This window comes from Maricaulis sp. (assembly GCF_048268525.1).
GTDB lineage: Bacteria > Pseudomonadota > Alphaproteobacteria > Caulobacterales > Maricaulaceae > Maricaulis.
On sequence record NZ_JBLWVH010000015.1, the window covers coordinates 46,253 to 60,531 of the forward strand.

Annotated in this window: 16 protein-coding genes; 10 read left to right on the forward strand and 6 right to left on the reverse strand. The window is 64.6% G+C overall.

The features are described from left to right. Nucleotides 1-4: 4 nt before the first annotated feature. Together ACN0X9_RS09305 and ACN0X9_RS09310 are read right to left on the reverse strand one after the other, a co-directional pair. The gene (locus tag ACN0X9_RS09305; RefSeq protein ID WP_417487328.1) at nt 5-670 is read right to left on the reverse strand and encodes a flagellar hook assembly protein FlgD; all 666 of its coding nucleotides are present in this window, start codon (nt 668-670) and stop codon (nt 5-7) included. A gap of 9 nt (nt 671-679) precedes the next feature. Further along, nucleotides 680-2,797, reverse strand: a complete 2,118-nt coding sequence (locus ACN0X9_RS09310; RefSeq protein WP_417487329.1) for a flagellar hook-length control protein FliK — start codon at nt 2,795-2,797, stop codon at nt 680-682. Between the two features lie 562 nt (nt 2,798-3,359). On the opposite strand from ACN0X9_RS09310, the gene flgK reads away from it, so the two are divergent. The 6 genes from flgK (at nt 3,360) to ACN0X9_RS09340 (ending at nt 9,826) form a co-directional block, all read left to right on the forward strand. Next, nucleotides 3,360-5,501 carry a flagellar hook-associated protein FlgK gene (flgK, locus tag ACN0X9_RS09315; RefSeq protein ID WP_417487330.1) on the forward strand — a complete coding sequence of 714 codons (2,142 nt, stop codon included), beginning with the start codon at nt 3,360-3,362 and terminating at the stop codon, nt 5,499-5,501. Between the two features lie 15 nt (nt 5,502-5,516). Continuing rightward, nucleotides 5,517-6,431: a flagellin gene (locus ACN0X9_RS09320; RefSeq protein ID WP_417487331.1), complete on the forward strand. Its 915-nt coding sequence runs from the start codon at nt 5,517-5,519 to the stop codon at nt 6,429-6,431. A 77-nt stretch (nt 6,432-6,508) separates the two neighbouring features. Then, a complete protein-coding gene (locus ACN0X9_RS09325; protein WP_417487332.1) occupies nt 6,509-6,802 on the forward strand; it encodes a hypothetical protein in 294 nt (97 codons plus the stop codon). Beyond that, the gene (locus ACN0X9_RS09330; protein ID WP_417487333.1) at nt 6,802-7,038 is read left to right on the forward strand and encodes a hypothetical protein; all 237 of its coding nucleotides are present in this window, start codon (nt 6,802-6,804) and stop codon (nt 7,036-7,038) included. The genes ACN0X9_RS09325 and ACN0X9_RS09330 overlap by 1 nt, the downstream gene beginning before the upstream one ends. A gap of 100 nt (nt 7,039-7,138) precedes the next feature. Next, nucleotides 7,139-8,356 (forward strand): tRNA 2-thiouridine(34) synthase MnmA, encoded by a 1,218-nt coding sequence (gene mnmA / locus ACN0X9_RS09335; RefSeq protein WP_417487334.1) that lies wholly within the window; start codon nt 7,139-7,141, stop codon nt 8,354-8,356. 750 nt (nt 8,357-9,106) lie between these two features. Next, nucleotides 9,107-9,826 (forward strand): hypothetical protein, encoded by a 720-nt coding sequence (locus ACN0X9_RS09340; protein ID WP_417487335.1) that lies wholly within the window; start codon nt 9,107-9,109, stop codon nt 9,824-9,826. Between the two features lies 1 nt (nt 9,827). On the opposite strand, the gene ACN0X9_RS09345 is transcribed toward ACN0X9_RS09340, so the two are convergent. After that, nucleotides 9,828-10,184 carry a type II CAAX prenyl endopeptidase Rce1 family protein gene (locus tag ACN0X9_RS09345; protein WP_417487336.1) on the reverse strand — a complete coding sequence of 119 codons (357 nt, stop codon included), beginning with the start codon at nt 10,182-10,184 and terminating at the stop codon, nt 9,828-9,830. 192 nt (nt 10,185-10,376) lie between these two features. Here ACN0X9_RS09345 and ACN0X9_RS09350 point away from each other — a divergent pair, with 192 nt between their 5' ends. From ACN0X9_RS09350 to ACN0X9_RS09360, 3 genes are all read left to right on the forward strand, one after another. Continuing rightward, complete coding sequence (locus ACN0X9_RS09350; RefSeq protein WP_417487337.1) at nt 10,377-11,567, forward strand: thiolase family protein; 1,191 nt, start codon at nt 10,377-10,379, stop codon at nt 11,565-11,567. 130 nt (nt 11,568-11,697) lie between these two features. Further along, nucleotides 11,698-11,967 (forward strand): CopG family ribbon-helix-helix protein, encoded by a 270-nt coding sequence (locus ACN0X9_RS09355; protein ID WP_417487338.1) that lies wholly within the window; start codon nt 11,698-11,700, stop codon nt 11,965-11,967. A 6-nt stretch (nt 11,968-11,973) separates the two neighbouring features. Further along, nucleotides 11,974-12,267 carry a type II toxin-antitoxin system RelE/ParE family toxin gene (locus ACN0X9_RS09360; RefSeq protein WP_417487339.1) on the forward strand — a complete coding sequence of 98 codons (294 nt, stop codon included), beginning with the start codon at nt 11,974-11,976 and terminating at the stop codon, nt 12,265-12,267. 46 nt (nt 12,268-12,313) lie between these two features. On the opposite strand, the gene ACN0X9_RS09365 is transcribed toward ACN0X9_RS09360, so the two are convergent. Next, nucleotides 12,314-12,691, reverse strand: coding sequence for a hypothetical protein (locus ACN0X9_RS09365; RefSeq protein ID WP_417487340.1), 378 nt, complete (start codon nt 12,689-12,691; stop codon nt 12,314-12,316). A gap of 13 nt (nt 12,692-12,704) precedes the next feature. Continuing rightward, nucleotides 12,705-13,085, reverse strand: coding sequence for a hypothetical protein (locus ACN0X9_RS09370; protein ID WP_417487341.1), 381 nt, complete (start codon nt 13,083-13,085; stop codon nt 12,705-12,707). A 45-nt stretch (nt 13,086-13,130) separates the two neighbouring features. Between ACN0X9_RS09370 and ACN0X9_RS09375 the strand changes: the two genes are divergently transcribed. Then, nucleotides 13,131-13,694 (forward strand): TetR/AcrR family transcriptional regulator, encoded by a 564-nt coding sequence (locus tag ACN0X9_RS09375; RefSeq protein WP_417487342.1) that lies wholly within the window; start codon nt 13,131-13,133, stop codon nt 13,692-13,694. Nucleotides 13,695-13,736: 42 nt separating this feature from the next. Here the strand turns inward: ACN0X9_RS09375 and ACN0X9_RS09380 are convergent, their stop codons facing one another. After that, nucleotides 13,737-14,216, reverse strand: coding sequence for an Lrp/AsnC family transcriptional regulator (locus ACN0X9_RS09380; RefSeq protein WP_417487343.1), 480 nt, complete (start codon nt 14,214-14,216; stop codon nt 13,737-13,739). Nucleotides 14,217-14,279: the final 63 nt, after the last annotated feature.

The window sequence follows — 14,279 nt, forward strand, 5'->3', positions numbered from 1 at the left end:
GGCGTTAGGTGGTATTGGCGTCCTTGATGGACATGACAGAGGAAAGCGGGACGCGGATGCCGCCCATTTCCACGATGACTTCGGAACCGGACAGGTCGACACCGGTGACCTGGGCGGCGGCGCGGATGGTGACTGGCAGATCGTCGCTATCGGCATTCTGGGCGATGACTTCCATCGTGTAGACGCCATCGTCAAGAGCGGCGCCTCCATCACCCAGGCCATCCCAGGTGAAATCGTGCGTGCCGGCGGTGGTTTCACCGTCGCGACGGGCGACGATGCGATCATCCTCATCGCGAATGATGATCGAAGAAGTCGTCGCTTCTTCCGGCACGTTATACTCCCAGCTGGCCTCACCATCGGCCAGCATGGCCTGCGGGGTGAGCGCTGTCGCGACGCGGCCGATATAGCTGACCGATGCGCTCTGGGCGGCGGCCGACTGAAGCAGCAACAGGTTTTCCAGGTTCTGGTTCTGGGCGATCTGCTGCTCGACGCTCGAGAAGTCGACCAGCTGGTTCACGAACTGTGTAGAGTCCAGCGGGTTGAGCGGATCCTGGTTCTTCATCTGCTCGGTGAGCAGGGTCAGGAACATCTCGAAATTGTCGGCCAGGCCGGTCTGCGAATTCGCGAGAGACGGGCTGGTGGCACCGAGGCCGGAGACTGCATCTACCATCGTGTACTCCTAGACCTGCACGTCGACGCCGGTGCGTCCGGACAACAGGAAGCCGTAAGCCGAGCGCGGTCGGGCGGACAACTCGTCCTCGGCGCGCATGGCCAATTCATTGGACTGGGTGAAGACCGGCAACGCATCGCCCGCTTCGCGACCGTCATCGCCGGCCGGATCCTGCCCGTCATTCATCTGGAAACTCAGCCCGTCCTCATCGAGCTCCAGCCCGGCCTCGGCCAGGGAGCGCTCGAGATCGCGTGCCGTGCGTTGCAACTCATTGAGTGTTTCGGGGCGTTCGACCGTGAGAACGGCATGAACGCGATTGTCGGCCCGCAACTCGATCCGCACATCCACCTTGCCCAGTTCGGCCGGGTCGAGCCGGATGTCAAAGACACGATTGCCGTTGGACACGTGTTTGGTGATCTGGCCGGCCAGCTGGGTGGTGGTGTGCGGAGTGAAACGGTGCGAGTGGCTGCCATTGCGATCGGCGGCCATCCGGCCATCCATCCGCGACAGGTTGATGTCGGTTTCCGCCTGAATGGCCATATCGAGCGAGGCGCCGTCAATTCGGGTGGCTTGCTGGGCCTGGGCATCCCCAATGGCGGCGGGGAGCGGTGTGATCGGCGCTCCGGACTGGGCCGCCGTCGGCAGGGCGTCCTTGGCTGCGGCCAGTGCTGCTGCCGGATCGCTGCCGGTTGTCGTCGAAGCGGCGCCGCTGGCCGTCGGGCTGGCTGGCGCCGTGGGACCCGGGGTCGCGGTGAATGTCGAAGACCCGCCCTGCGGCTTGGCTGCCGGGCGGGCGGCCAGACTGCTGGCGGTCTGGATGGCGGGCCCGTCACCGCCGCGCTGGCGCAGCGGCGTCAGGTCAACTGTCTCAGCGAGTGCGCTGGCGTTTCCGGATCCGGCCGACTGCATCGGCGACGAAGCCGGGGCGGCGGACTTGCCGGTGCCGCTTGCTCCCGCCAATCCTGCAGCTGGTTTGGCCGGGGCGGTTGACGCCTTGGCCTGGGCCGGTGGCTGGGCAAAGGCCGGTACTGGCGCGGCAGCAGGCTGGGCGCCTGGCTGGGGTGAGCCGGTGTTGGTCGTTGCGAGGATTGTCGATGCGGCGCTCGCCTGGGCGGTCGCCGGAATGGCAGCGCCGGATGGGTCGGCCGGCGCCGTGGCGAATCCGGACGCATTGCCAGCGACCGCCGTTTGCGTCGCTGTCGCGCCTGTCGCGCTCGCGCTGGCGCGCGCCGGAGCGGCGGACAGGCTTTGCGTTGATGCCGGTGTGGCCGGCAGGGTGCCGGTCGCCGGTGTCGGCTGCGTGGTCAATGCCGCCGCGTTGCTGGCCGGAGCGGGATTGACTGTCGCGGCCAGGGTCGGAGACGTGGCAGCTGCTGCCCCGGGTGCGGGGGTTGCGCCGGCCGGCGCTGCGGGGGCCGGCTTGGAAACGATGGTTTCGGACACAGGCTTGCCTGCAGCGGTGCGTTTGTCGGCCGTGACAGGTGTGGCGGCAGGGCCCGTTGCGGCGGTTGTCGGCGACGCAGCGCCAGGCGTTGCCTGCAGTGCCTCTGGTGTGATTGCAGGTGACGGGACTTGTGAGCCTGTTCCGGTCGTGGCCCCGGCTGAGGCGGGCCGTGCCGAAGCGGTGGCCGGATCGATCACGTCCTGCACCTGAACGCCCGGCTTGGTAGCAGAGCGGGTAATCGGGGCCACCGGCGTGACGGGAATGACGTCTTCGACAATCAGGTCGGTACCGGTCTCGCCGGTCAGCTCCGGCTGGGACGTGACGGGTGCCGTGATGGCCGGCGCCAGGCCCGCTGTTCTGGTCGCTGCGGTGATACCGTCCGCATTCGCCGGCTGGGGCGCTGTCGGGGGTGTGGCTGTCGCCGGGGCCAACGCATCGAGTGGCAGGGGCGAAGCACTGGTCATCGCGGTGTTGCGGACCGGTGCCGCTTGGGAGGGCGCCGACTGGGAAGGCGCCGACTGGGCCTGATTGGCGGTGACCATGAGTGCGAAGGGAGAGCTGGCCGCCCCTGCGCCGCTGACGGCCTGGCTTGTATTGCCGGCGCCGGCGGCAGGCTGCGCCGGAGCGCTGCCGGCAGCGCCGGTATCGGTCAGCAAGATCGCAGGTGTCAGGTTCAGCGTCATGGGTGCTCTTCGTCAGCGGCAAGGCACACATCATGCCTCGTCTCATCGAAGTGATCGCAAACGGTGTGCCAAGTCGGCGGCCTCTAACTAGCTGATATTGCGCATTAATTTTGCGGTAACACCTTGCGATGGGCAGGAATATCCGGCCTTGCTTGCCGCCGGTGGGCGCAATTTGCCGGGTCGTCCGGCGGCACAGTGACCGACTATCGAAGCGACCTTGTTACCGCGCGTGAGCGTGGGCGCGGGCATCCGCATGTCGCGCGTCGTGGGCACCCGCGCGCGAGCGCCGCGGCGAGACGTTCAGAGCGCCGGTGCGGTGATGGCGGGCGGAGGGCGGGGACTGGCCCGGCGCTTGCGATGGTTAAGGCACGCCCTGGCACATGCTGTCGGGACAGGAATTTGGAAAGCGCATGAAAAAGCAAATAAAGGCAAATGGTTACGGCATGGAATGCCTTGCGGAGGCGCCCTTCGGGATGACCGCCCCGCTGGGCAATGCTTGCCGCGTTGACGGCAGATTCCGCCGGGACCGCCTCGATTTTGCCGCCTGCGCAGGGAGCCTCACATGTCGTTGAGCGGAATTCTCGGCAACGCCCTTTCGGGATTGCAGGCCAGCCAGGCCGGCTTGCGTGCATCCTCCAACAATGTCGCCAACGTCAACACGCCCGGCTATGCCCGGACCATTGCCAGCGTCGAGGCCCGCAATGTCGGCGGCGTCGCCATGGGTGTGCAGGTCAATGGCATTGTCCGGATCGTTGATCGCCATCTGCAGCTGACCTCGCTGCGCACCATTTCCGATGCCAGCGTCACCCAGACCAGTGCCACGGCACTGGATCGCCTGCAGTCGCAATTCGGCAATCTCGACGATAGCGGCTCAATCTTTTCGCGCCTCAATGCGTCGTTTACCGGACTTTCGCAGGCGAGTGTCGACCCGACCCTGTCGGTTGCGCGCCTGTCGGCGGCGGCCGATCTCGACAGCTTCTTCACCGAAGCCGAGCGTCTGTCGGGTGAGATCCGCACCCAGCGGCAGGAGGCCGACGCCCAGATCAACGCCACGCTGCAACGGTCCAACGAGATCCTGCGCGAGCTGTTCGATCTCAACGCCAGTGTGCAGAGCGTCGCATCAAGTGGTGGCGACAGTTCCGGAGCGGAAAACCGGGTTTCCGAACTGCTCGACGAATTGTCGGAACACATGGATGTCCGCGCCGATTTCCAGGGCAATGGCCGTGTCGTGCTGCGTACCACCGACGGCGTGTTGCTGCTCGACAATTACCCGGCCAACCTCACCTACAAGGTTTCCGGTTCCGGTTCCTACGGGGTGGAATACGGCAAGATCTACGCGGAATCGCCCAATGGCGGTAATCCGCAGGAACTCGACAGCCACATCGCCTCGGGCTCCTTGCGGGCGCTGATCGACCTGCGTGACCGCACGCTGCCGGATGTCGCTGCCGAACTCGCCGAGATGACCGCCGGCGCGGCTGACGCGCTCAATGCGGCCCATAACGACGCCGCGGCCTATCCGGCCCCGCAGACCCTGACCGGTCGCAATACCGGGCTTGAAAGCACCGACGCCCACAATTTCACCGGTGCGACGACGCTGGCGGTCGCTGACAGTACAGGCGTGCTGGTGCGTCGCGTCGATATCGATTTCGACACCGCGACCTATTCCGTCGATGGCGGCGCAGCAGTCGGTTTTGGCGGGACGGTCGGTGATCTGGCGACCGCTCTCAACACGGCACTGGCCGGTGTCGGCACGGCCAGTTTCGCCAATGGCACCCTCTCGGTCGCCGCTGACTCGGCCAATAATGGCGTCGCCTTCCTGCAGGATGAGACGACCCCGTCCGATCGTGGTGGTCGCGGCCTGTCACACTTCTTCGGTCTCAACGACCTGGTCCGTTCGGACTCGCCCGGCTTCTTCGAGACCGGCCTGGCCGGGACCGACGCGCACGGTTTCACCACCGGAACCTCGCTCAGCTTCCGCATGGACACGACCGACGGCAAGACGGTCGGCTCCTACACCATTCCGATGGTCACCGGCGAGACCATCGATGATATCGTCACGGCGCTCAACGACACCACCAGCGGCATGGGCCGCTACGTCACCTTCTCGCTCGATGGCAATGGCAAGCTCGGCTACACCGCCAATGCCGGCTATGAGGGCTATGAAATGTCACTGACCGGCGATGACACCTCGCGGGGCACGTCCGGGGTGGCATTCTCGAAACTGTTCGGTGTCGGCCTCGAGTCCCGCGCATCCCGCTCCGAAGCCTTTGCGGTCGATACGGCGATCCGCGCCGACAGCTCACGCCTCGCACTGGGCAAGCTCGACATCGACGCCGCCACCGTGGTCGGTGATTACGTCTTGTCGTCCGGTGACAATCGCGGCGGCACCGGCCTGCAGGCGGCGCTTTCCGCGCCGCGCAGCTTCGACGCTGCCGGATCGCTGGCGACCTCGACGGCCAGCCTGGGTGACTACACCGCCCGGATCGCCGGCACGATCGGTTCGCGCGCCGCCCGCGCCGAGAGCGAGGCCGCCTCTGCCGCCACGCTCAGCGCCACCGCCGCCCAGAAGCGGGCCGATGTCGAAGGCGTCAGCCTCGACGAGGAACTCGCGGCGATGACGCTCTACCAGCAATCCTACAATGCCGCCGCGCGCATGCTGCAGGCGGCCAAGGAAATGACCGATACCCTGATGGGCATCGTCTAGGAGGTAATTCGCACCATGACCCGTGTTTCCACCTTCGCCGCCAACCAGAGCGCCCTGATGGACCTGATGAAGGCCCAGAAGGCGGTGTTCGACGCGCAGAAACAGCTGACCACCGGCAAGCTCGCCACCGACCTCAAGGGCGTCGGTCACCAGGCCGAGACCCTGTCCGCCACCCGGGCCGCCCTGCAGCGCGCCGATGCCTACGAGGAAGCCGCGATCCGCACCGAGGCCCGCCTCGAGAGCCAGGACATCGCCATGGGCCAGATGGCCGAGGCGATCACCGATCTGCGTCTCGCCGTGACCTCGAAGGATGGCGATTACACGATGCACCAGGTGCAGGAGGCCTTCTACAAGGTCGCCAACGCGCTCAATACCCAGCACGCCGGCACCTATATCTTCGGCGGCACACGCACCGATACCGCGCCGGTGGCCACCAATGACATCAATGATCTGGTCGCAATGGGTTCGGCCGCCGAGGCCTTCGTCAACAATGATCGTCGTCCGCAGGTCCAGCTCGACCAGAACCTGACCATCGAGACCGGCATGCTGGCCAGTGATGTCGGCGGTGAGGTGTTCGACAGTTTCAAGCGCATCGTCGATTTCGACGCCGGTGCGAACGGGCCTTTCGGCAGACCGCTCAGCGCTGCCCAGGAAACCTTCCTCAACGGCGAGATCCAGAACGTCATCACCGCGCTGGACAATATCTACACCAGGATCGGCGAAAACGGCGCCGCCCAGGCCAATGTCGAGACGGTCAAGAACTCCCACAGCGACCGCCAGATCTTCCTGCAGCAAATGCTGTCTGACCTCGAGGATGTCGACATGGCCGAAGCCGCGACCCGCTTCCAGGCTGCCCAGACAGCCCTCGACGTCTCCGCCAAGACCTTCTCCACGCTCAGCCAGGTGTCCCTGCTGAACTTCCTGAGGTAGGGACGCGCCGACCGGTTTTCCCGCTTTTGTTGTCGCGCGACCTCGCTCTAGTGTTCGCACTGGAAGGGGAGGTGCTCATGTCACGCAATCAAGGCCAAAAGCGCCGTCGTCCAATGTTGGGTGGCGCCATTCTTGGTGCCGTGATTGCAATCTCGCTTTACGCCTTCGGTGCAGGGTTGACCGTCACGGTGCTTCCTTGGGCGACCCTCGGAGCCGCCATCGGTGGCGGCGTTCTCGGCGACAGGCTGAGAGACGCCTCGGCGGACGCGACCATTCCACGCCTGGCCGAGTCCCTTTTTTCCAGTGTGGGAGGACTGTTTTCAGAAGTGATTGATTTCTTTGGTGACGTTTTCAATGGGGCTGATGCCTGATGGCTGATGGACGAAGCGAGATCACAAGCGACGAAGCTTTCGATCGCTTTGGTGTGCTCAGCGCCACCATCGCGGTGGTGCTGACTGCCTTGCTTGTCTGGATCATGTGGGGCGCGCCAATCTTGATCATGGGTCCCGTTGCCGTGGTCACTTTCGGATTCTCATTTGGGCTGTCGCTTGTATTCCTGGCGGACCCGAAAGAGTTCATCGAGCAAATTCTGATGTACTGGCGTTGACGGCGATTTCCTGACAGCTGGTCAGGCGCACCCGCTTCGCCTATATAGCCCGCCTCCATCAACCGTTTGCTGCGGGCCTTGACCCCGCTGGAGGCGATATATGACGACCGACCTTACCGGCCGCGCCCGTGCGCAGGCCGATGATCTCATTTCACGTTTTGGCCTGTCCGGCGATCCGCTGGGGCTGGGTGGCAATCCCGGTGACCATCGCGTCGTGGTGGCCATGTCCGGCGGTGTCGACAGTTCGGTCACCGCGGCCCTTCTGTACCATCTCGGCTATGACGTCGTCGGCGTGACGCTTCAGCTCTATGATCATGGCGCCGCCATGGCCAAGAAGGGTGCCTGTTGTGCCGGCCAGGACATTTACGACGCCAAGCGCGTCGCCGAGGCCTGCGGCTTTCGCCACTATGTGCTCGATTATGAAAGCCGTTTCCGCGAGGCGGTGATCGAGGAATTTGCCGACACCTATCTGGCCGGTTTCACGCCCATTCCCTGTGTGCGCTGCAACCAGACCGTCAAATTCGCCGATCTCCTGACCACCGCCAAACAATTGGGCGCCGTGTGCATGGCCACGGGGCATTACATCCAGCGTGTCACCGGCGAGAACGGGCCGGAGCTGCGCCGCGCCGCCGATGCCGGCAAGGACCAGTCCTATTTCCTGTTCGCGACCACGCACGACCAGCTCGACTTCCTGCGCTTTCCGCTCGGTCACCTCAACAAGGACCAGACCCGCGAACTGGCCGAGGCCTTCGGTCTCATCGTCGCCGACAAGCCGGACAGCCAGGACATCTGCTTCGTGCCCCAGGGCCGCTATGTCGACATCGTCGAAAAAGTCCGCCCCGGCGCCTCGCGGCCGGGCGAGATCGTGCATGTCGATGGCCGGGTCCTGGGCACGCATGAGGGCGTGATCCGCTACACCGTCGGCCAGCGCCGCGGCCTGAAGATCGCCGTCGGTGACCCGCTCTACGTGGTGCGTCTCGATGCCGACAAGGCCGAAGTCATTGTCGGCCCGCGCGAAGCGCTGGAAGTCGACACGATCGCGCTGAAGGAGATCAACTGGCTCGGCGATGAGGCCCCGCTGGACGGCGCGCCCGTGCAGGTGAAGGTCCGCTCCACCCGCCCGCCAGTACCCGCCGCCCTGTCGGTCGACGGTGATGACATCCGCGTGGTGCTCGCCAAGGGCGAAGAGGGCGTCGCGCCGGGCCAGGCTTGTGTCTTCTATTCGTCCGACGATGAAGACCGGGTGCTGGGTGGCGGCTGGATCACCAGTACGAGCGGGCGTGGTGGGGGCTCGAGTGGGGTGCGTTTGATCGGGTGAGGACGGCGTGGTGGACCCCACCGCCAGCGCGCCCCCTGTCCATTTTTCCCGGAGGCGCGCAGCGCCATCCGGGATCAACAGATGACTCATCGTTTGCCGGAGGGTCTCGTCGGTCCCGGCTCTCCGCCCCGCTTTTGCGGGGCTGCGGCCGGGAAAAATGGGTTTGGTTTGGCGGGCTCTTGATAAAACGGCGCCGCCTTTATCCCCGTTGTGCACCGCTTTCCTTCTCCCCTGGGAGAAGGTGGCCGTAGGCCGGATGAGGGGGGAAATTCCTGCTGGCACCGGGGTTTACCCCTCACCCTGACCCTCACCCAGGGGAGAGGGAAAGCGCGCGGCAGCTAATAGTCGAGAAAACTTATCCGCCCCCCCTTCCACCAAGCGATAATGCCCTCGGTTTTCGGGACGGGAGGCACGAGCTCAGTCACTTGTGCCCGGAAACGAGCGGAGCCTGTCCGCGCCTTGGATGTGACAGTCCGAAGCTCCGGCAGGGCGTGCGACCAGGTCGCGGGGCACTAAACGACCGACCCCATCTACCTGACGCATTGGAATCGGGGTGGAGACAGCCCGGGAAAACTCCGCGAGCGGGATGCTTGTCGAAGCCTACCGTATCAAAATCAGCGCTTTATCGGCTCCGGTCGACATCCCGCTCCCTCCCATCCCTCACGCCAGGCGATCCCGCCATGGAGATGCTGGCGCTTGCCCGCCAAGGCAGGCGCCGACTATCCTGTCCCGTAAACCCGGCGAGGCCTGATGCGTATTCTCCTGATCCTGATTTTCAGCGTCTTGCTGGCCCCGACGGCCCGGGCGCAACCGGAGAGTCCGGATCCGGCGCCCTATATTGCCGCCTGCGAAGCGGGTGACGGGTTTTCCTGTCTTTATGCCTATGGGGTTCAGCAACGCGCCGACAGCACGTTCTGGCTGACCGATGAGGGTGTGGCCCTGTTCGTGCGCGGCTGCGAGGTCGGGTCGGACCGGGCCTGCTGGGTATTCGAGCGCATCAACACGCCCAACCCCTATGGACCGATCCGTTATGACCGTGAGCGCTATCTGCCTATCGCCCTGTCGGGCTGTGAACGCGGCAGTTCGATGGCGTGCTGGCAGGCGGCGGGCTTTTACGAGGATGGCAGTGTGGCCGATCGCGAGCGCGGCGAGGCGCTGGCCCGCCAGTCCTGCGAGGCGGGTTTTTCCGATGGCTGTGCGCGCCAGGCCGATCTGCTGGCCTCGCTGGGCCGCAATGCGCTGGAGGCCTCGAGGGCGGCCTGCTACGGCAATCGTGTCGGCCGGATGCGCAAGCTCGGTGATTGCCAGGCGGTGTGCGCCGAGGGCGACGGCACGGCCTGTTACGAGCTGGCCCTGATGTATCATCGCGGCCGCGACGGCGCCCAGACCATGCGCCGCAATGCCGTCCGGGCGCGGGAGCTGTTCGCGCAGGCCTGCGGGCTGGGCGAGACGGAAGCGTGCGAGCGTTAGCTCAAACCGGAACCGTCAGCCCCTTCCATGCCACCACAACCAGCCAGTGCATCACCACTGGCGGCCAGACCGAGCCACTTGTCCGGTAGGCCATCGTGCAGGCGAGGCCGAGGGCGGCGGTGATGGCGAGGAAGCCGGGCTCCAGAAAGATAGGCTGCGCCATGGGCAGACCGAGCCAGACCTGGACCGGGTGCCAGAGCACGAAGGCGGCGATGGCGAGGGCGGCGCGAATCCGCCCCTTGCGACCGCCCAGTCCGACCCGGAAAACCATCTTCTCGGCCAGGGCGGGAACGATGATTGCCAGTGCTGCTAGCGCTAACAAACCGGCCAGATCGTCGGTCACTGCAAAGTTGAACAAGTATTCAACTTTGTTTGTGGCGAGGGTTGCAGCGACGAATAGGGTAAATATTAGAAGGGATTGCCCCCAGATCGCCAATCCGGGCCAGGTCCGTACCGCGCGTTTCGCATCTGCGAAATAACTTGACGCTGTGCCGCATAATTCGATCATGCGCGCCAGACTAATCAAGAATGATCCCAGAGGAGAGATGAAATGAGTGCTGTGGACGATCCCATCGTCATCGTCGGCATGGCCCGCACCCCGATGGGTGGCCTGCTCGGTGAACTCGCACCCCTGTCCGCCAACGAGCTCGGCGCAGTTGCCGTCAAGGCGGCGATGGAAGAGGCCGGCATTGCCGGTGACGACATCGACCAGATCCTGATGGGCAATGTGCTGATGGCCGGCCAGGGCCAGGCGCCGGGCCGCCAGGCGGCGATCAAGGCCGGCCTGCCCAAGTCTGTCGAAGCCACGACGCTCAACAAGATGTGCGGATCGGGCATGCAGGCGGCCATCATGGGCCGCGCCTCGATCACCTCGGGCGATGCCGACATCATCATCGCCGGCGGCATGGAATCCATGACCAATGCGCCGCACATGCTGCCGACCCATCGGGGCGGTTTCAAATACGGTCACGACACCATCAAGGACCATATGGCCCAGGATGGCCTCGAGGACGCCTATGAGAAAAAGCCGATGGGCGTCTATGCCGACATGATCGCGGAGGAGCACCAGTTCACCCGCGAGCAGCAGGACGCCTATGCCCTTGAGACCCTGGCGCGTGCCCAGCGCGCGACCGAAAAGGGTGACTTCAAGCGCGAGATCACACCGGTCACCATCAAGACCCGCAAGGGCGAGGCGGTCGTCGACACGGACGAACTGCCGCGCAAGGCGATGCCGGAGAAGATCCCGTCCCTGCGCCCGGCCTTCTCCAAGGACGGCACCGTGACCGCCGCCAACGCCTCGGCCATCTCGGATGGTGCTGCAGCGCTGATCATGATGCGCCTGTCCGAAGCGGAGCGTCGTGGCCTCAAGCCGATCGCCAAGATCGTTGCCACTGCGGCCCACGCCCATGAGCCGGCCTATTTCACCACCGCCCCGGTGCCCGCCATGCGCAAGGTTGTCGAGCGCGCCGGCTGGCAGATCGGCGATGTCGATCTGTGGGAAATCAACGAGGCCTTCGCCGTCGTGCCGATGATCGCGATGAAGGAGCTGGGCATTTCCCACGACATCATCAACGTCAATGGCGGTGCTTGCGCCCTGGGTCACCCGATCGGCGCCTCCGGTGCCCGCATCATGGTCACCCTGCTCGCCGCGCTGGAAAAGCATGGCAAGACCAAGGGAGTGGCCTCGCTCTGCATCGGCGGCGGTGAAGCCACGGCGGTAGCTGTGGAGCGCTTCGCCTAGGCGAAAGCATCATGCGCTGACATGAAGAGGGCGCGGCTGCATGGCTGCGCCCTTTTTCGTTCGAGGTCACAGATTGCCAATTCGACTTGTTGTGATTAAATTTCAATCAGATTGATTGGAAGTGAATGTCATGAACGCTGCAACGCGAGTCATCACGGCGCATGTGCCGACCGGTCTGGCCGAGAAGGTGGATGCCATGGCGGCGCGGCTTGATCGCTCGCGCGGCTGGGTGATGAAACAGGCTTTGGCCGCCTGGGTCGACCAGGAAGAGGAACGTCACCGGCTGACGCTTGAAGCGCTCTGTGACGTCGATGCTGGCCGTGTGGTTGATCACAGGGCCGTGCTGGCGTGGACTGACAGTCTGGGAACTGACACGCCCCTGCCGCCACCCGTCGAATAAGGTCACATGAAGATCGAATGGACCGCCAGGGCCAGCGGTGACCTTGCTCGGCTCTACGACTTTCTGGAACCGGTCGCTCCGGATACGGCGGTCCGGGTGGTCCAGGAAATCGCGCGAGCCCCGAACCGCCTTCTCAATCATCCTCGTATTGGTGAGAAACTGGACGTCTATGAGCCGCGCGAAGTTCGCCGGATCATCATCGGTCACTACGAGATGCGGTATGAAATTGCCGCCGGCACCATCTTCATTCTGCGTCTCTGGCATAGCCGCGAGGACCGCGATTTCGGTCCAGAGGCGTGAGCGCAAGCCGAGCGCAGCTCATGGCAGATTGGTGTTGAGGACGATTTCACGCGGCCATCAGCCAGGCCTCCCACCCGGTGAAAGCCGACACCGGCAGGAAGGCCAGCCAGGCTGGATGTTTGGCCCGGCTGAAGATGAGGGCGGCCAGCCCGCTCACAGCAAATACGGCGCTGATGATCCACAGCAGCGGGGCATGGTCCGCAAGCGAAGCGCGATGGATGACGACCAGCATGGCCGCAATGCCCAGCCAGACCAGCGTGGTGATGTGCCAGGCGGTGCGGATCAGGGCGCGCACATACCACGGCCCGTGACCCAGGCTCGGCAGGTCGGGTCGGGCCAGCAGCGGGCGGACCAGGCGGATCTCGCCGGCGATGGAGTGGAAAAGTCCGACCAGGACGGTCAGCGCGGCGGCGATAATCAACATGGCACCGCTCCGCTCAGACAGGGTAGGCAAGCGCCGCCGCGATGCCCAGCACGCCGGTCAGGGCAAACAGGCTGGTCGAGGGCAGGCGCAGCGGCGGCATCCCGCCCTTGATGGCGATGGCGGCGCTCAGTCCTGACAGGCACAGGGCCAGAGGTCCCAGCAGATAGGGAAAGGCGGCGAAGCGTGGGTCGAGGGCCGTTGCCGCGAAGGCCAGGGCCATGGCGGCCAGCAGGACGGTGGTGATGTGCCAGCAATAATAGTTCAGCCATTTGCTGGCCGGTGGCAGATGGGTGTCTGCCAGCAGCGGCCGGGCAACGACCGGGCCGCCGGCAAAAGTGTGGATGAGGAAGGTCGCAAGGGCGCTCAGGCTTGCCAAGGCGGCGAGGATGTTCATGATCGATCCGTACTGAAATTTATGTTCTAGAAAAAATCTTCTAAAATGGGCCGACCGTCAAGCTTTCTCGATGAAACTGTTTTCGCCGCGGTGGCCAATTGCCTGGTCGAGCAGGGCGAGGTGCGCCTGCAGGCCGTCACTGCGACCGCCGGTGTGTCGACCGGATCGATCTATCACCGCTTCGGCTCACGCGAGGGGCTGATGGCCGCCGCCTGGCTGGATGCGGTCGAGGCGTTTCAGGAACAATTTCTTGTCGCGCTGGCGGCCGGGTCAAGTGAGGCAGGCTTGGCGGCGGCACTGGCCACGCCCGCCTTCTGTCGCGAAGAGGTGGCCAGGGCGCTGATCCTGACGACCGGGCGTCGCGCGGAAATGATGTCCGACAAGGCGCCGCCGCAGATGCAGGCCCGGCTCGATCAGCTCAACGCAAGGAGCAAGGCTGGACTGGAAGCCTTCGCGCGTGAGCAAGGTCTGCCGCTGGAGCGCGTCCGCCTGGCCCTGATCGGCGTCCCGCTGGGCGCCGTCCGGCTCTATTTGCCTGACAAGGCTGTGCCGGAGAGCGTCGATGCTGACATCAGAACGGCCGTTACGCCCTTGCTGGCGGCGCGTTGACGCGGCCACCCATGCTGCACTGGCGAAACTATTGGCTGTCCATCAGCCGTCGATATGGCCGAGAGGCAGGCCACGGCCTTCCTTGACGTTGCGGATCTGGACCGAGGTGCGGAAGTCGCCGACCACGTCCAGCGGGATCATTTTTTCCTGCATGAACTCGTTATAGGCGTCGATGTCCGGAGTGACGATCTTGAGGAGGTAGTCATAGGGGCCGGTCATGGTGCAGGCCTCGGTGATTTCCTGGAAGGTCTGGATGGCCTTCTCGAACTTCTCGTAATTGGCCTTGCGCGCCGGCTGGATCTTGATCTCCAGATAGGCGGTGAACATCAGGCCGATCATGCGCCGGTCGAGCTGGATCGAGCGACGTTTGATGATGCCCTCGGTCTCGAGGCGACGGATGCGGCGCCAGCAGGGCGAAGGTGTCAGCCCGACGATTTCGGCGATATCGGCGACGGAACGGCCCGCATCGGCTTGCAGGGCTTCAAGAATGCGTACATCAATCGTGTCCAGGGTGACGGTCATTATTTCCTCAAATCATCATTTGGAGGGAAAATAATTCAAGTTTCCGCACTTGCGAACCCCGAA